Here is a 15,925-nt window from a genome sequence, read left to right on the forward strand (position 1 = left end):
AGACGCGCCCGAGACAAGCGCGGCGCCGCGGTATCTGATCACCGGAGGCACCGGCTTCATCGGCAGCCGCCTCATCTCCCGGCTGCTCTGGGCGCAACCCGAAGCGCGAATATGGGCATTGGTGCGGCCGCAGTCGCTGGCGCGTTTCGAACGATCCGCCTATGCCGCGGGATGGGGTGCCGGCGTGCTCCCACTCCTCGGCGACCTCACCGCACCCCAGCTAGGCCTGAGTCAAAAGGTGCTCTCCGAGATCGGCGACGTCGATCACGTCGCGCATTGCGCCGCGGTCTACGACATCACCGCCGACGACGCCGCGCAGCGCGCCGCCAACGTCGACGGCACCCGCGCCGTCATTGGTCTCGCCAAGAAAATCGACGCCACCCTGCACCACGTGTCCTCGATCGCGGTGGCCGGCAGCTACTCCGGTACCTTCACCGAAGCCGATTTCGATGTCAGTCAAAAACTCCCGACGCCGTACCACCAAACAAAGTTCGAAGCCGAGCAGCTGGTTCGTGGCGAACCAGAATTGCGCTACCGCATCTACCGCCCCGGCGTGGTCGTCGGCGACTCCCGGACTGGTGAAATCGACAAGATCGACGGCCCGTACTACTTCTTCGGCCTGTTCGCCCGACTCGCCCGGCTTCCGCGCCTCACGCCGATCAGACTGCCCGACACCGGCCGCAACAACATCGTCCCCGTCGACTACGTGGTCGACGCCATGGCTGAACTGATGCAACGAGATGGCCACGACGGCAATACCTTTCACCTGACCGCACCGGAAGCCATCGGCCTGTGCGGCATCTACCGCGGCATCGCCGCAACCGCCGGCCTGCCACCGCTGCGCGGAACACTGCCCCAATGGACCGCTGCACCAGTGCTCAACGCAACCGGACGGGTGAGAAAACTGCGAAACCGGATTGCCCGCAAACTCGGCGTCCCCGCCGAAATGCTCGACGTCGTCGACTCAGCGCCCGACTTCAGCAACCACACCACCCAAGCCGCGCTGCGCGGAACCGGCATCACCGCGCCCGAATTCGTGACATACGCGCCAAACCTGTGGAACTACTGGGCCGCTCGACATCTGACCGCACACCGGCTCTCATAGAAGAGCGCTGACTCGGAGCGGGTAAGAATTTTGTGAAAGCACCTCTCATCACCGATAATCGAGCCCGCCCGCCCCTACGACAGAAAAGGAGACATGATCGATGACTTTCGTGGAGCCCACCACTTCCTCAGCAACTTTCACCGTCGCCCGGTTCGTGTCGGCGACGACGTCTACCCGACAGCCGAGCACGCCTACCAAGCTCTAAAAGCTGTCGACCCCGAAGAGCGCGCCTGGGTCCTGGCATCTGACACACCGTTGATCGCGAAGCGTCGCGGCCGGAAAGTCAGAGTTGTCGCCTACTGGGAAGACATCCGCGTCGTGGTGATGGAACAAGTGCTGGAAGCCAAATTCAGCGACCGCGACCTCGCGCATCAACTCGTCGCCAGTCACCCGCACACGCTCGTCGAAGGCAACACCTGGCACGACCAGTATTGGGGCGATTGCCGTTGCGGACGCTGCCCCGGAGAGGGTGAGAACGTGCTCGGCGTCGCACTCATGAAACTGCGTGACACGCTGCGGTAGCCGGCCTTGCGGTCGCTAGCCGCTGAGCTCCTCGGCCAGCATCACGATGATGCCGCTGGGGCCGCGCACGTACGTCAGTTTGTAGGCGTCTTGATACGTCGCTACGCCCCGAAGTGGATGACACCCGTGCCGGGCGGCAATCGAGAGGGCTTCGTCGATGTCGTCCACCGAGAATGCGACGCGATGCATGCCAATCTCATTGGGAGCCGTGGGTTCCGACTCGATCGCCGCGGGGTGGATGTACTCGAAGAGTTCGATGCGGCCGTGGCCGTCCGGCGTCTGCAACATTGCGATGTCGGCGTGATTGCCGTCCAGTCCGACGGCCGTATCGGTCCATTCGCCGCTGACCGTGTCGCGGCCGACGAGCGTCAGACCGAGGTCGGTGAAGAAGGCGATGGTGGCCTCGAGGTCGACCACGGCGATCCCGACGTTCTCCAGTCTGATGGCCACCGACCGGATGCTACCCAGGGGTGCCTCAGGGGCACATGAACTGCCACGGCTGGCACACGAAGGTGCCGGGAGGCAGGGGTCCCTCGCGGTAGCCGCCGCCGTCGAGCACCGAGATCTGGTGGAACTCGTGGCAGACGTTGTTGTCCCACGTCTTCACCAGATCTGCGACCTGGTAGTTTACCGGGTCGCCCGGGCACCAGGTGCCGTGACAGACCGGGTCGCATCGGGAATCGGCCCGCGCCTCACCGGTTGCCAGGCCGAATATCCACAGCGCGGCGACGCCGCCGACGGCCGGCAGCAAAGCCACCGCCGCGGCGCGCCTCAGGCTTTCGAAAACGCTCATGGATGCCAGTGAAGACCCGGCGCGATACCCCCGATCAGGATTTCCGAAGCTCTTAGGAGTTTCATATTTTCGGTCAGAACGCGTACAGACCGAACCGTTCCCACGCGACGAATACCGCCGTGGCAAACAACACGAGGGGCGCGGCCAGTCCGGACCATTCGCGGCGCTGCACATGCACGCCGATCGCACCGATCATGACGACCGCGAGGCAAGCGGCAGAGACGGGAACGAGAATCGGCGCGATGTGCACCAACGCCGGGACGACAACTCCGATTGCGCCGGCCACTTCGGCCGCGCCCAGGGATTTGAGGAACGCCGGCGAGACCTCCGACGCGAAGCCCATGCCCTTGTCGGCCAAGGTCTTGCCGTCGAACGACAGCTTCATCAGACCTGCCCCGGCAAAAGCCAGCGCAAGCACGCCCTGACAGATCCACAACGCTACGTTCACGGCGTGCCTTTCGTTCAAATTGAGTTGATGCTTCAACTGAAGCTAACAGCCGTGACTTGAAGCGTCAAGTAAGTTAGCGTTGGGTGGTGCGCGACCAACCGCAGTGGTTAGACGACTCCGAAAGCCACACCTGGCTCGAGTTGGTGCGCGTGATGACGCGACTGCCGGCCGCGCTCGACGCTCAGTTGCGGCGGGATTCGAAACTGACGCAGTACGAGTACATCGTGATGGGCGTCCTCGCCGAGCAACCAGATCGCCGGCTGGGGATGAAAGCGCTTGCGGCAGTGACGAATGGCTCGCTATCGCGACTCTCGCACGTCGTGAAGCGGCTGGAGGCCGCCGGCTGTCTGCGACGGCAGACCGACCCGTGCGACGGGCGTCTCACCCGAGCGGAGTTGACGGCCAAGGGCTTACGAACCGTCCAGGCGGCCGCCCCGGGACACGTCGCCGCGGTGCGCCGGCACGTCTTCGGCAACCTGACGAAGCGGGAAGTGTCGCAGTTGGGCGACCTCCTCGGACGCATCGCTCAGGAGTGCAACGTCGACGCGGACGGATGATGCGGAGCCGCGCCTAGTAGAAGTCGGGGTCGAAGAGAGCCTGAAGTGTCCCCAGCAGCGCCGTGAAGACACCGCTGTCGGCGTTCCCGTTCATGAAGAGGCTCAGCAGTGCATCCGGATCGCTTTCAAGCGTGATCGTCGTGGTCAACCCGTCGACCGTCGCGATGCCGCCGGCGATGTCCTCGGGCGTCATCCCCAGGTACTGCACGTGGGTCGTGAAGAAATTGAAGAGGCCGTTGGCGAGGGCGCCGAGGTAGTTGCCCGGTTGGGCAACGAGGGTCTCGTCCCAGACGTCTTGCCAGGCGGCGACACCGTCGCCCTCGATCGTGTAGATGGTGGTCTCGTACAGATCGTTCGGGGTCAGTGCGGTGAGCTCGCCGCCGGGGAGGAACTGGGTCTGGCCGGTGGCTGTGAAAAGGGAGGTGGTGAATTCTTCGCCGGCCTCCCCGCCACCGAATAGCTGGACGAGGTCAGCGTAGATGTTTGGGGCGATACCCGCCGCAGTGCTCGGGTCGCCAATGAACACCAACTTCAACGCGTCGGTGGGAATGCCGGAGTCATAGAGCTCTTGCTCAGCCGCCGAAATAGCCATCGCGCTTTGCGAATACGCAAAGACCGTCAGTGGATTGTCTTCGTCGAACAGCCCCTGCTCGTACTGAAGCTGGACGGCGTCGACGAAGATCGCCTTGCCCAGCAGGGCGCTCGGGCCGAACTGGAGCAAGTTGGGCGTGGTCAGCACTTGAAGCGGGTCGTCGCACGGCATGATTCCCGCGATGTTGCACACGGTTGCGGAGTTTGCCGCGACACCCGCGAAATCGAGCGGCTCGAGGAAAAGCCTTTGCGCGTTTTCGACGAAGGTGAGCGACGGTGTCGGTTGGAACGTGCCACCGAGGAACATCGCGGTGGTGCTTTCCGACAACGCACCGCCCGGGGACACCAAGGTGGCTTCGACGCCGGTCGCATCGGCGTGAGCGGCTGCGGGGAACAGAACGGCCGTGGAAAGCATGAATCCGGCAACCACTCCGGAACCGGTGACTAGACGTGGCCTCATCTCGAACCTCACCCCCGCATCGATTTATGTTGCGCTCAGGTTTACCTCAGCTGGCGTTAATACGGCAAGGTCATAGACGCGTAACAACCAACTGAGTAAAACGGCCACGACCCAGGACGGCGGGATCGCCCAGCGTTGACCGGCCCCGCATGCTGCGCCCGCGTCGGCCGGTGAAAAACCGCGCGGGGTATGGCGTAAGATCGAGAAGTCGAAATTCTAAGTGTTCGTGTCTCAAACACGCTCGCGCAGAAACTTGGTGCGGGCGTCTCTTTCTCCTTGCAATGCAAGCCAGAAGCAGCCGTCTGATCAGTTCGGCCGCTGGTCCGCGTGGTGCGGATCGGTAACTTCTGACGTAGGAGAAACAAAATGACACAGGGAACTGTGAAGTGGTTCAACGCTGAAAAAGGCTTCGGCTTCATCGCGCAGACGGAGGGTCCGGACGTCTTCGTCCACTACTCCGAGATCGACGGTGGCGGATTCCGCAGCCTCGACGAGAACCAGCAAGTGGAGTTCGAGATCACCCAGGGCGCCAAGGGCCCGCAGGCCAGCAAGGTTCGGGCTGTCTGACCGATCCGCAAGCCGGAAGGCCGTGTTCGCTCCTCAGGGCGGGCACGGCTTTTTCGTGTGACGAGCACAGCGAAGACCTCATCAGCAGGCGATCACCGCAGCTCAACCAGTCCCTGCCCGGGGGTAAGGGCATGTGTCATCGGCACGTCGTGCGGCTCGTGGGGGACCTCGTCGAGCAACTCCTCGTCGCGGACCACCGCGATCAGCCGCGCCTGCGGATCGCGCAACACCAGCGTCCGGTCGTAGAAGCCTCGACCGCGGCCCAGCCGAGCCCCGCCGCGGTCGACGGCCAGGGCGGGAACGATCACCACCCCCGCCTCGGCGACTGCGGAGGCGGGCAGCCAGGGCTCAGCCGGTTCGAGCAGCCCGAACCGCGCCGACACCAACTGACCGGGCCGGTACGCACCCCACTGCAGCGCCACCGCGTCGTCGTCACCGGTCGTGCGTGCGACCGGCAGCAGCACCCGGTCCGCGTGGCGCAACAGCACATTCAGCAGCTCGAGGGACCCCGGCTCGGCCCCGACGGGCACGTAGGCGCAGACGCTGCCGCCGTCGATTCCCAGTCCGACGACGTGGTCGAGCAATGCGGAGGCCGCCCGCGCGCGGTCGTCCTTGGACACCGATCGACGGGCAGCAAGTAGCCGCTCGCGCAACGCGGCCTTGCCCACGGTCGCCACGAGGTCAACGATATGGTTTCAACGATGGCAACCTCACCCATTTCGGTACCGCGCACGGCGATCGTGCCCGCGGCCGGTCTGGGCACTCGCTTCCTGCCCGCGACCAAAACCGTGCCCAAGGAGTTGCTGCCGGTCGTCGACACCCCGGGCATCGAGCTGGTGGCGGCCGAGGCGGCCGGGGCCGGCGCCGAACGGCTGGTGATCATCACCTCCGAGGGCAAGGACGGCGTCGTCGCGCACTTCGTCCAGGACCTCGTGCTGGAGAGCACCCTGGAGGCGCGCGGCAAGAAAGCCATGCTGGCCAAGGTCCGCCGGGCGCCAGGCCTGATCAAGGTCGAATCCGTCGTGCAATCCGAGCCGCTGGGGTTGGGGCACGCCATCAGCTGCGTGGAGCCGGTGCTCTGGGAGGACGAGGACGCCGTCGCGATCCTGCTCCCCGACGATTTGGTGTTGCCGACCGGTGTACTGGAAACGATGTCGAAGGTGCGGGCCGACTACGGCGGCTCGGTGCTGTGCGCCATCGAGGTAACACCGGAGGAGATCAGCTCCTACGGCGTTTTCGACGTCGAGCCGGTGCCGGGTGCCGACAAGAACGTGCTGAAGGTCAAGGGCATGGTCGAAAAGCCGAGGACCCAGGACGCGCCGTCGCTGTATGCCGCGGCCGGCCGCTATGTCCTCGACCGCGCCATCTTCCCAGCGTTGCAACGGATTCAGCGTGGCGTCGGCGGCGAAATGCAGCTGACCGACGCGATCGCGTTGCTGATCGCCGAGGGGCACCCGGTGCACGTGGTCGTGCACCGCGGCTCCCGACACGACTTGGGAAATCCCGGCGGCTACCTCAAGGCTGCTGTTGACTTTGCCTTGGACCGTGACGACTACGGGCCAGATCTAAGGCGTTGGCTGGTGACTCGATTGGGTCTGGCCGAGACCTAGCCGGCGCCCGGTCGACAATGCAGGCCGCTGGCGGCCTGAGGAGGAGCCGGGCCGGAAGGCGTCGCGCCCGGTCGAGTACCGAGAAAGGCGCGCTGTGCGTTCGGTGGAAGAGCAACAAGCCCGGGTGACGGCCGCCGCGGTGGCGCCCAGGCCGATGCGGGTCGCCATCGCCGAGGCGCAGGGACTGTTGTGCGCCGAGGAAGTCGTCACCGAACGCCCGTTGCCGGGCTTCGACCAGGCCGCGATCGACGGCTACGCAGTGCGCAGCGTCGACGTGCTCAGTGTCGCGGAACCCGATTCCGTCGACGACGGCGAGGAGCCCGGATCCGCAGCATCACGCGAGGGTGTGACGCTGCCGGTGATGGGCAACGTGCAGGCGGGCGCACGGACGCCCAGCAGGTTGCAGCCCGGGCAAGCCGCCCGCGTGCAGACCGGTGCGCCGCTGCCGACGCTGGCCGACGCGGTGTTGCCGCTGCGGTGGACCGACGGCGGTCAGTCGCGGGTACGGGTGCTGCGCGGGGTCCGGTCGGGTGCCTACGTGCGACGGACCGGTGACGATGTGCAACCCGGTGACGTCGCCGTGCGGGCGGGCACAATCATCGGCGCCGCTCAGGTCGGCCTGCTGGCTGCGGTGGGACGGGACCGGGTGTTGGTGCACCCCCGTCCCCGGGTGTCGATCCTGGCGGTCGGCGGCGAGCTGGTCGACATCTCCCGCACGCCCGGCAACGGCCAGGTCTACGACGTGAACTCTTATGCGTTGGCCGCCGCCGCCCGGGATGCCGGCGCCGAGGTCAACCGGGTCGGGATCGTCGGCAACGATGCCCGCGAACTCGGGGAAGTCGTTGAGGGACAAGTGAATCGCGCCGAGATCGTGGTGATCGCCGGGGCGGTCGGTGGTGCGGCGGCCGAGGCGGTGCGTGCGGTGCTTTCGCAGCTGGGCGAGATGGAGGTGACCCGCGTCGCCATGCATCCCGGGTCAGTGCAGGGCTTCGGGCAGCTGGGCCGCGACGGGGTGCCGACCTTTCTGCTGCCCGCCAACCCGGTGAGCGCGCTGGTGGTGTTCGAGGTGATGGTCCGGCCGCTGATTCGGTTGTCGCTGGGCAAGCGGCAGCCGATGCGCCGGGTCGTGCAGGCGCGCACGCTGTCGCCGATCACCTCGATCGCCGGCCGTAAGGGTTTCCTGCGCGGTCAGCTCATGCGCGACCAGGACACCGGCGAATATCTGGTCCAGGCGCTGGGTGGCGCCCCGGGTGCCTCGTCGCACTTGCTGGCGACGCTGGCGGAGGCGAACTGTCTGGTCGTCGTGCCTCGTGAAGCGGAGCAGATCCGGACCGGCGAGGTCGTCGAGGTCGCATTTTTGGCCCAGCGTGGCTGAGCGACCCGGCCTGTGAGTATGTGGGGCCCGAGCGCTCAGCACCCCGGGTGGCCGGCCGCGGTGGGACCGCTGCGAGTGGCGGCCGGCGTGATCCGGCTGCGTCCGGTGCGCCTGCGCGATGCCGCGCAGTGGAGTCGCGCCAGGCTGGCCGACCGGGCGTATCTGGAGCCTTACGAACCCAGCACCGAGGCGGATTGGATTGCACGACACTCGATGTCGGCGTGGCCGGCGGTGTGCTCGAGTCTGCGTGGCGAGGCTCGCCGGGGTCGGATGCTGCCCTATGTCATCGAATTGGACGGCCGCTTCTGTGGGCAGTTGACCATCGGCAATGTCACCCACGGGGCGCTGCGGTCAGCCTGGATCGGCTACTGGGTGTGCAGCTCGATGACCGGCCGCGGCGTCGCGACCGGCGCGCTGGCGCTCGGTCTCGACCACTGCTTCGGCCCGGTCCGGCTGCATCGGGTGGAGGCCACCGTGCGGCCGGAGAATGCCGCGAGTCGCGCGGTGTTGGCGAAGGTCGGGTTCCGCGAGGAAGGCCTGCTGAAGCGTTACCTCCTGGTCGACGGCGGCTGGCGCGATCACCTTCTGGTGGGCCTGACGATCGAAGAGGTGTACGGGTCGGTGGTCTCGGCGCTGGTGCGATCGGGTCACGCCGGCTGGGCCTAGCTGGGCTCAGCTGTTTTATCCCGCCCACCGCGCGCGGCGTGTCGTGTTACAAACGTGACTTTTGTGACTAATGATGCTTGCCAGAGAGCGTCACATTCGGCGGGGAAAGGAGCGGGACCATGCCAAGCATCCCGCAATCATTGCTTTGGATCTCACTCGTGGTGCTCTGGCTGTTTGTGCTGGTTCCCATGTTGGTCAGTAAGCGCGACGCCGTGCGGCGCACCAGCGACGTCGCCCTGGCGACCCGGGTGCTCAACAACAGCACGGCCGCGCGGCTGATCAAGCGTGGCAAGCCGGCCGCCGGGCATCGCAGCGACCCCGACTGGCAACCCGAAGAAGACGAATACGACGACGAGCTCGACGAGGCCGACGATGCCGACGAGGCTGAGCTGGACGACGCGCCCCCGTCGCGCGTGATGGCCACCGTTGCCGCGCCGCTGACCGTCGAGCAGACCGGGCCGGATTACCTCGACGTCGACGTGATCGACCCCAACTCAGCCGCGCTCCCGGTCGGTCAGACGAGCGTCGAGGACGCCGACGACACCGACACCGATGTCAATCTCGCGGTGGAGTACGACGACCAGGGCGAAGCATTCGACGACGAAAACCAGTACGAGTACATCGACGACACGTCGGGCATCCCGGTCGCCGACGCGTCGCCGTCGGCGCCGTCGGCGGGATTCGACCGACGCCATCGCTTCGACGCCGACAAGGCGGCCGCGGTGTCGGCCCGCAAGTACGCCGCCCGCAAACGGGTGCTGATGGTCATGGCGCTGACGCTGGTCCTGTCGGCGATGACGGCCTTCCTGCTGACCCCCTCGGCGTGGTGGTTCTTCGGAATCGCCTCCACGGTGACAGTGATCTACCTGGGTTATCTGCGCAAGCAGACCCGGATCGAGGAGCGGGTGCGACGTCGCCGGACGCAGCGGATGGCACGCTCGCAACTCGGTGTCGAGAACACCTACGACCGCGAGTACGACGTGGTGCCGTCCCGGCTGCGGCGTCCCGGCGCGGTGGTCCTGGAGATCGACGACGAAGACCCGATCTTCGAGCACCTCGACTACGCCCCGTACGCGCGGGAGTACCACTGGGACCTGCCACGGGCGGTAGGTCAGTAGCGGTTCGGCCGCCTCGACCGCGACTGGTAGCCTGCTTAACGATCAGGGGCTATAGCGCAGTTGGTAGCGCGTCTCGTTCGCATCGAGAAGGTCAGGGGTTCGATTCCCCTTAGCTCCACAAAGTTTCAGCAGTTCAGGGCGCGCGCAGCCCGCTAGCCGTCCGCAGTGACTCGGATGGCATCTCGCAGGCGGTCAGCGGTGCGCGTCGATCATCGCGGCGATCGCCTTCTGTGCGTCCTTGGCGGCTAGCGGAGGCGCGGCGAACATCTCGGCGATCATCATCGCCACCGGTGTGGTCCACAGCAGCATGCCCAGTGCGAGGGCATGGTCACCGCTCGTCTCGGTGTTCAAGCGGGTCATCAAGTTCGCCAGCGCCGCGCCCAGGCGTTCCGTGTGTCCTTTTCCGAGTCCACTCCGAAGATGCTTGGTCGAGATGAGAATCTCCAACCCCGCCATAGCCTTTGGATTCGCAAGCGCCTCCCACGTCGCCCGCACCAAGTCTTCTGTGTCCGTGGCTGTCGCCGGATCGGACAACACTTCAAGCGATGCGATCAGCCGGTCCATGGCATCTTCGATCACTGCCGTCAGCAGACCGTCGCGGTCTCCGAAGTGATGCTGAATGACACCCCAACTCACGCCGGCTCTGTCGATGATGTGTCGTGCGCTGGCGGCTGAGAAGCCTTCCTCGCGAATGCACGCGACTGTCTCGTCGATGAGTAAGTCGCGGGTCCGGTCCCCCCGCTCCTGCCGCCCGGTGATCGGACGACGCGGGACGGCGCGCTTGCGGCCAGTCATCTCCGCAATCCGCCCTGCTCATCGTGCCGCCTCACCCACGTCACCCTAAGGCAACCCTCTTGCGTTGAAAAAATGGCGCGTGCCATGCTTCGGGGCATGCTGCGCGTCGTTCGAGGAGAGAATCATGACTGAGACGGTTGGTGCAGACGACAAGAAGCTCTCATCGGAGAGTCCGGGACTGTCGTCACTCCAGAAGTCACTCTTCGGCGTCCTGGCGTTCTTCTTCCTCATTCACCCCGTGTTCTGGTATCTCGAATTTCATGCCGGGGTGTCCCACTTCGTCGCGTCCACGACGTTGGTCATCCTCGTCGTCGGATGCTTTGTGACAGCACTGGCGATGCCGTGGCTGCCGCTACCGGGGCAACGTGACCGATCCACATCGGAACGGCTTGGCGCGATGGTCATCGTCTGGGTCTTCATCGCCCTGATACCGCGATTCATCTGGGAATTGCCGTGGCTCTTGCTATTCGACCAGATCAAAGCCGGCGTACAGCACGGCGCGTTGTGGACCTATATGTGGTCGCCCATCCTGCTCGGAGGCGACGCGCGTTACCTTAATGGTGACCCTCTCATCGTCGTCCTGGAGTGGATCGCCTTCTTCATCGGACTCTTCGAGGCATATGCGATGGTGCAGTTCTTCCGAAACGGCAAGCGATTCACCAGCACTCAACTCTCGTTCATCATGGGCGGGATGATCGTGGAGGTCACGCTGCCGGCGGTCTACTTCGGCGTCGAGATCGCCAACAAACTGCACAGCATGAGCAGTCCCGCCGAGATGTGGATCAAGTTCGTCGCACTGAACCTGTTGTGGTGCACCATGCCATTCGTCACCTACTTCTGGGGCGTACGCAGGCTGACTCGCCAGGACCTCTCGGTGCGGTTCTGACGGGGGGTGTGCACTGACTTCGAGCACCGCCGGTCGAGTCAACGAAACATGTTGCAGCACAACGCTTTAAAGGCTGGGCCTTGGCCCTCCTGTTGAGTCAGAACCAAGGGCCGGGGTAGTCACCGTTGGGGGCATGCACGAGTGTGAATCCGCTGGCGCACAGGTCGATACCCTGCCCGGGAGTATCCAAAGTGCCGCAGGGTGAACTACGTGCGAGTTCGCTGAGATCACTCTTTTTCACCACACCCACCCAGTCCCGGCCCACCATCTGTACCGGTCTAACTTTCCACCCTGACGACACTTTCTGCGACGTGGTGATATCGATGACCGGGCTGTCGGAGTCATTACTGATGTACAGATATTTGCCGGCGAAAAAGATCTGGTGAATGTGCAAGCCGGCAAGGTCCGCGCCTTCTCGCAGGAAGACCTGTTTGTCGTCGTTCAAGTCCTTGACCTGAATCTTCGTTATGTTGTCACCGCCGGAAACCCAGTCTGCAATCAAGTGGTTCCATACGTTCATGGAAACATTTCCGCCGTGCGCCTCGGCAAATTCGATGAATTTGTTGGACCGAAGATCGAGATACCGGAAGTTCCCTGACTTTTCTACGACAAACCCGTCGGAAAACGTCACCGGGACAGTCGAGCCTGGTGGGAGATCGGCAAGCTGCGAGCCGTCTTTCAAGCTGAGGAAGGAAAATCCCCCGTTGGGCCGCGTGGTGCAGAAGCCGAAGAAGTTGATCCCACACAACGAAAGAATGGGTGAATCGAATTTCGACTGCAATGTGTTCTGGTCGAAGCCGGCGATATTGTTGTTCGACTGCAGTACAAATCCGTATGCGGTTGGAGTTATCGAGTAAAAATTGTTGTTCTCCGGCAAGTTGGCGGTGCGCGGCGCCGAGGACCCGAAGGGCTCGAATGAGAATATCGTCGAGGACTTCGATTCCGGGTTGAGGCCGCTCGATGGAGTCAGCGTCCGGACGACATAGTAGACGCGCAAATTGTCTTGATCTCCGCCGACTGTGCAGCCATAGCCGGTGAGCTCTTGCCCCGCGGGAATCTTAGGGACGGGGATCGGACTGATCTGTCCGGTCTTGGGATTGAACACTTCCCCGGGGGCGTCGAATTTGTCGGTATTGCGGATCGTGCCGTAGCACTGCGTGAAGACGGTGCCTGGCCCTACGGTGCGCGCTCCTCGAGGTAGTCGCACTGTCTGAGGCACCGCCGCGGTAGGGCTTTGCGGCGCGGCGGACGCCGCTGTCGAGGTGCTGCTGCCAACTGGCGATCGATTGGCCTTTCCGGGCGACGAACACCCTGGAGTGGTAGCACTCAACGCGATCGCCGCGATGAGCGCGAGAACCATTCTGGTTCGTAGACCGCCACGGGTTCCGGCCAATTGCTGACCCCTTCTCGATTCGACGTGACGCCGTCGACGCTCCGGCACAGCGGTGCGCTCCGTCTGCGCTTGCGATGTGAATAGCAATGGTCGCCTTTCAACCCAACGTCAACGTCGTCCGCTGAACCGCCGAGATCATATCTAGCAACCTTTGCTGGGCGACGCAGGGGTTCGGGCCAAGCCGCGACGCCGAGGGGAGTCGGTATGGGCAAAGGATCCGACGGCACGCGGTCACCCGAGGTGTCGGCGTTGGCGCGCGTGGTCATCGCGTTCGCACAGCGATGGCGGTTGACGTCGGGGCCGATGAACGTCTTCTACATCCTCTGGAAAGGCTCATGGCCACAACCGCATCCGGCACCTGCCGAACGATGGCCGCCCTCACGCCGCAGCGAAGTGGTTGCGCTCCGTGCGGCGACAAATGACGGCGTGGCGGACACGCTCGTCAGCGATCCCACCAGCCGTTCGCGAATCCGGATGGGCGGGTTGCCCACGCCGGCAACGAGCGACCGTCAGTGAATATCGTCGGCGGCGTCCGGCATGCGGCATTCGGGGCGCGTCGACATCATCAATTTGGTATCCGCTGGACACTGTTCGTGATTTGTCTGCGCGCCGTCGTCGCATCTGTAGAACGAGTTGGGATCCTCGGGGTCCGTTACGAACTGTGTCCCGCCATTCGCCGGGCACGTGAAGTCCGCGGGTGCCGGGGGATGTGCAAGCGCCACCGGCGATCCCACGATGCCGAGCCAGCCGGCTCCGGTAACGAGGGCCGCACTGATAAGGACAACTGCCTTGGCGTCGCGAACCATAACCGTCCCCTGTCCTTGTGAATAGCCGTTCGAGGAGCGTACCCGCGCGTCGCCCGCCGCGCTCTCTGAAAAGGCCAATTGCTTCGCACAGTGTTGGCACAAGCGCTATTGAGGTGCGAAGTCCGACAGTGCACTACTCGACATCGATAAGCCGGTCGAGGCTATTCGATTCCTCTTGGCTGCAGTGGTTTTGAATAGTTCAGGGCGTGCGTCATTCGTCGGCACTTGCGTACGGCGGTCCCAGGAATCGGCGCACCATCTCTGCTTCGGCGTCGGCGTCTTTCAATGGCCAGTGCCAGAGTGCCAGGAACGCGCGGATAAGCCATTCTGCGGCAAGAGGATCGGGCGTCGTCAACCCGACCATCTCGGTGGCGAAGCGGCTGATGACGGGTGAGGCGGTAAGCCAATCATTACCGCGCAGCGCGTTGGTCGGGTGCAGCTGTGCCAGCGGATCGGCGCGTAGGCGCTGCAAGGCGACCATGGTGGCGGTGACGATCCGTTCTTGGCCGGTGAGCCCCGCAATGGCTTCGCGGACCGACTCGAGGATGCGTTCGGCGTGCGTGACCATTACCGCGTCGCGGATCGCGGTCTTGCCCCCGGCGTGGCGATAGATCGTCGCCGGTGAACAGTGAACGGCCTTGGCCAGATCGTCGATGCCGAACTCCTCGTAGCCGACACGGGCCATCAGTTCGGCGGCCGCGGCAAGGATTCGGTCAGTCGCTTCGCTGTGACGAGTCCGCCCGACCAGCCAGTCGGACGTGGTCATCGGTGGGCACTGCCGCCCTGCGAACTCATATCGCTTTTTATCATAGTGAGAAATCCAGCGGTCAAATTCTCAACGGAGCCGCTGGCCGGGTGGCCGGCCTGAGAAAGTGTCCGGCCCGCCCGGATCGAGCGGGTTTTCAGCTTCGCCGCCACCCGTTGACGCAGGTGCGGGCTGCGTACAGCCTGAGGACATGACCGTGCTGGCCGATGCCGCTGATTTCTTCGGATCGGACGCCCTGCAGAACCCCTATCCGCTCTACGACCGGATGCGCGACCGGGGGCCGGTGCACCGCATCGATGACTCCGTGTTCCACGTGGTGTGCGGCTGGGATGCCGTCGTCGAGGCCGTCGGCAGGGTCGAGGACTTCTCTTCTAACCTCACCGCGACGATGGTGTACCGCGACGATGCGACCGTCGTCCCGTTCGACATGGGGCCGCTGGGTAGTCCGCAGCACGCGCTGGCCACCGCCGATGACCCGGTGCATGCCGCGCATCGAAAGTTGCTGCTTCCACATCTGTCCGCCAAGCGAATACGGGTCATCGAAGCGTTCGCCGAAGCCACCGCGACGCAACTCTGGTCCGAGGGTTTGGTCGACGGTCAGATCGAGTGGATGAGTGCGGTGGCCAACCGACTTCCGATGATGGTGGTCGCCCACCTGCTCGGGCTGCCGGACGGGGACGTCGGCACGCTGATCCGACTGGGCTATGCCACCACGACCCTGCTGGACGGCGTCGTCAGTCCAGCTCAGCTCGAAGCCGCCGGAATGGCTGCGATGGAGCTGTCCGAATACGTCATGCAGCATTTCGCGATGGCCGGAGAACGCCCCGCGCCCGGACTGATCGGTGACCTCGCGGCCCGCTACGCGTCCGGCGAACTAGAGCAGATGCCGGCGCTCGCGATCATGCTGACGTTGTTCAGCGCGGCAGGCGAATCGACCGCTTCGCTTCTAGGCAGTGCTGCCTGGATCTTGGTCAGCCACAGCCATATTCAAGAACAGGTCCGCGCCGATCCCGAACTGCTGGGCACGTTCATCGAAGAGACGCTGCGCTACGAATCACCCTTTCGCGGCCACTACCGTCATGTCCTGAAGGACACCACACTGGCCGGCGTCGACGTGCCTGCCGATTCACGCCTGCTGCTGATGTGGGGAGCCGCCAATCGTGATCCACAGCAGTTCGACGCTCCGAACGAGTTCCGGCTCGACCGCAGCGGCGCCAAGGGGCACATCACGTTTGGCAAAGGTGCCCACTTCTGCGTCGGGGCCGCACTGGCACGCTTGGAGGCCCAGATCGTCCTGCGAATGCTGCTGGACCAGACGCAGTGGATACACGCCGCCGACGTCGGCCAGTGGCTTCCCAGCATCCTGGTCCGTCGGCTCGACCACCTGACACTGGCAGTCACGTAACGGACCCAGCACAGGAACGGCTCCGGCCACTCTGGCACCTAGACACTCGCGGAGCGGGTCGC

Annotated in this window: 18 protein-coding genes, 1 tRNA gene and 1 pseudogene; 12 read left to right on the plus strand and 8 right to left on the minus strand. The window is 64.5% G+C overall.

The window, feature by feature from the left end; all coding sequences use genetic code 11:
* Positions 1–34: 34 nt before the first annotated feature.
* Both ACZYW1_RS16145 and ACZYW1_RS16150 read left to right on the plus strand, forming a co-directional pair.
* Positions 35–1,096, plus strand: a pseudogene (locus ACZYW1_RS16145) (SDR family oxidoreductase); the annotation flags it as partial.
* Positions 1,097–1,198: 102 nt separating this feature from the next.
* Positions 1,199–1,627, plus strand: coding sequence for an NADAR family protein (locus tag ACZYW1_RS16150; protein WP_463787193.1), 429 nt, complete (start codon positions 1,199–1,201; stop codon positions 1,625–1,627).
* Positions 1,628–1,642: 15 nt separating this feature from the next.
* On the opposite strand, the gene ACZYW1_RS16155 is transcribed toward ACZYW1_RS16150, so the two are convergent.
* From ACZYW1_RS16155 to ACZYW1_RS16165, 3 genes are all read right to left on the minus strand, one after another.
* Positions 1,643–2,077 (minus strand): VOC family protein, encoded by a 435-nt coding sequence (locus ACZYW1_RS16155; RefSeq protein ID WP_463787194.1) that lies wholly within the window; start codon positions 2,075–2,077, stop codon positions 1,643–1,645.
* 25 nt (positions 2,078–2,102) lie between these two features.
* A complete protein-coding gene (locus ACZYW1_RS16160) occupies positions 2,103–2,420 on the minus strand; it encodes a hypothetical protein (RefSeq protein ID WP_463787195.1) in 318 nt (105 codons plus the stop codon).
* 73 nt (positions 2,421–2,493) lie between these two features.
* A complete protein-coding gene (locus ACZYW1_RS16165) occupies positions 2,494–2,904 on the minus strand; it encodes a DoxX family protein (protein WP_463787196.1) in 411 nt (136 codons plus the stop codon).
* Positions 2,905–2,954: 50 nt separating this feature from the next.
* Here ACZYW1_RS16165 and ACZYW1_RS16170 point away from each other — a divergent pair, with 50 nt between their 5' ends.
* A complete protein-coding gene (locus ACZYW1_RS16170) occupies positions 2,955–3,425 on the plus strand; it encodes a MarR family winged helix-turn-helix transcriptional regulator (protein WP_463787197.1) in 471 nt (156 codons plus the stop codon).
* A gap of 13 nt (positions 3,426–3,438) precedes the next feature.
* Here the strand turns inward: ACZYW1_RS16170 and ACZYW1_RS16175 are convergent, their stop codons facing one another.
* A complete protein-coding gene (locus ACZYW1_RS16175) occupies positions 3,439–4,323 on the minus strand; it encodes a PE-PPE domain-containing protein (RefSeq protein ID WP_463787198.1) in 885 nt (294 codons plus the stop codon).
* A gap of 519 nt (positions 4,324–4,842) precedes the next feature.
* Between ACZYW1_RS16175 and ACZYW1_RS16180 the strand changes: the two genes are divergently transcribed.
* Positions 4,843–5,043: a cold-shock protein gene (locus ACZYW1_RS16180; protein ID WP_463787199.1), complete on the plus strand. Its 201-nt coding sequence runs from the start codon at positions 4,843–4,845 to the stop codon at positions 5,041–5,043.
* 92 nt (positions 5,044–5,135) lie between these two features.
* On the opposite strand, the gene ACZYW1_RS16185 is transcribed toward ACZYW1_RS16180, so the two are convergent.
* Complete coding sequence (locus tag ACZYW1_RS16185) at positions 5,136–5,720, minus strand: 5-formyltetrahydrofolate cyclo-ligase (protein ID WP_463787200.1); 585 nt, start codon at positions 5,718–5,720, stop codon at positions 5,136–5,138.
* 24 nt (positions 5,721–5,744) lie between these two features.
* On the opposite strand from ACZYW1_RS16185, the gene ACZYW1_RS16190 reads away from it, so the two are divergent.
* The 5 genes from ACZYW1_RS16190 to ACZYW1_RS16210 all read left to right on the plus strand — a co-directional run bounded on the left by ACZYW1_RS16190 (position 5,745) and on the right by ACZYW1_RS16210 (position 9,930).
* Entirely contained in the window at positions 5,745–6,653 is a 909-nt protein-coding gene (locus ACZYW1_RS16190) for a UTP--glucose-1-phosphate uridylyltransferase (protein WP_463787201.1), read from the plus strand.
* Positions 6,654–6,747: 94 nt separating this feature from the next.
* Positions 6,748–8,028: a molybdotransferase-like divisome protein Glp gene (gene glp, locus ACZYW1_RS16195; protein ID WP_463787202.1), complete on the plus strand. Its 1,281-nt coding sequence runs from the start codon at positions 6,748–6,750 to the stop codon at positions 8,026–8,028.
* An 18-nt stretch (positions 8,029–8,046) separates the two neighbouring features.
* Positions 8,047–8,694 carry a GNAT family N-acetyltransferase gene (locus ACZYW1_RS16200; RefSeq protein WP_463787203.1) on the plus strand — a complete coding sequence of 216 codons (648 nt, stop codon included), beginning with the start codon at positions 8,047–8,049 and terminating at the stop codon, positions 8,692–8,694.
* Between the two features lie 119 nt (positions 8,695–8,813).
* The gene (gene sepX / locus ACZYW1_RS16205) at positions 8,814–9,812 is read left to right on the plus strand and encodes a divisome protein SepX/GlpR (protein WP_463787204.1); all 999 of its coding nucleotides are present in this window, start codon (positions 8,814–8,816) and stop codon (positions 9,810–9,812) included.
* A gap of 45 nt (positions 9,813–9,857) precedes the next feature.
* Positions 9,858–9,930, plus strand: a tRNA-Ala gene (locus ACZYW1_RS16210).
* Between the two features lie 74 nt (positions 9,931–10,004).
* On the opposite strand, the gene ACZYW1_RS16215 is transcribed toward ACZYW1_RS16210, so the two are convergent.
* On the minus strand, positions 10,005–10,607 hold the full coding sequence (locus ACZYW1_RS16215; RefSeq protein ID WP_463787205.1) for a TetR/AcrR family transcriptional regulator: 603 nt from the start codon (positions 10,605–10,607) through the stop codon (positions 10,005–10,007).
* A 124-nt stretch (positions 10,608–10,731) separates the two neighbouring features.
* On the opposite strand from ACZYW1_RS16215, the gene ACZYW1_RS16220 reads away from it, so the two are divergent.
* Positions 10,732–11,493 carry a hypothetical protein gene (locus tag ACZYW1_RS16220; RefSeq protein WP_463787206.1) on the plus strand — a complete coding sequence of 254 codons (762 nt, stop codon included), beginning with the start codon at positions 10,732–10,734 and terminating at the stop codon, positions 11,491–11,493.
* Between the two features lie 97 nt (positions 11,494–11,590).
* Here the strand turns inward: ACZYW1_RS16220 and ACZYW1_RS16225 are convergent, their stop codons facing one another.
* Positions 11,591–12,853: a hypothetical protein gene (locus tag ACZYW1_RS16225; RefSeq protein WP_463787207.1), complete on the minus strand. Its 1,263-nt coding sequence runs from the start codon at positions 12,851–12,853 to the stop codon at positions 11,591–11,593.
* A 237-nt stretch (positions 12,854–13,090) separates the two neighbouring features.
* Between ACZYW1_RS16225 and ACZYW1_RS16230 the strand changes: the two genes are divergently transcribed.
* Positions 13,091–13,402 carry a hypothetical protein gene (locus ACZYW1_RS16230; protein WP_463787208.1) on the plus strand — a complete coding sequence of 104 codons (312 nt, stop codon included), beginning with the start codon at positions 13,091–13,093 and terminating at the stop codon, positions 13,400–13,402.
* Positions 13,403–13,903: 501 nt separating this feature from the next.
* Here the strand turns inward: ACZYW1_RS16230 and ACZYW1_RS16235 are convergent.
* The gene (locus tag ACZYW1_RS16235; protein ID WP_463787209.1) at positions 13,904–14,458 is read right to left on the minus strand and encodes a TetR/AcrR family transcriptional regulator; all 555 of its coding nucleotides are present in this window, start codon (positions 14,456–14,458) and stop codon (positions 13,904–13,906) included.
* A gap of 190 nt (positions 14,459–14,648) precedes the next feature.
* Between ACZYW1_RS16235 and ACZYW1_RS16240 the strand changes: the two genes are divergently transcribed.
* Positions 14,649–15,863: a cytochrome P450 gene (locus tag ACZYW1_RS16240; RefSeq protein WP_463787211.1), complete on the plus strand. Its 1,215-nt coding sequence runs from the start codon at positions 14,649–14,651 to the stop codon at positions 15,861–15,863.
* Positions 15,864–15,925: the final 62 nt, after the last annotated feature.

Source organism: Mycobacterium sp. IDUB_36 (assembly GCF_055419225.1).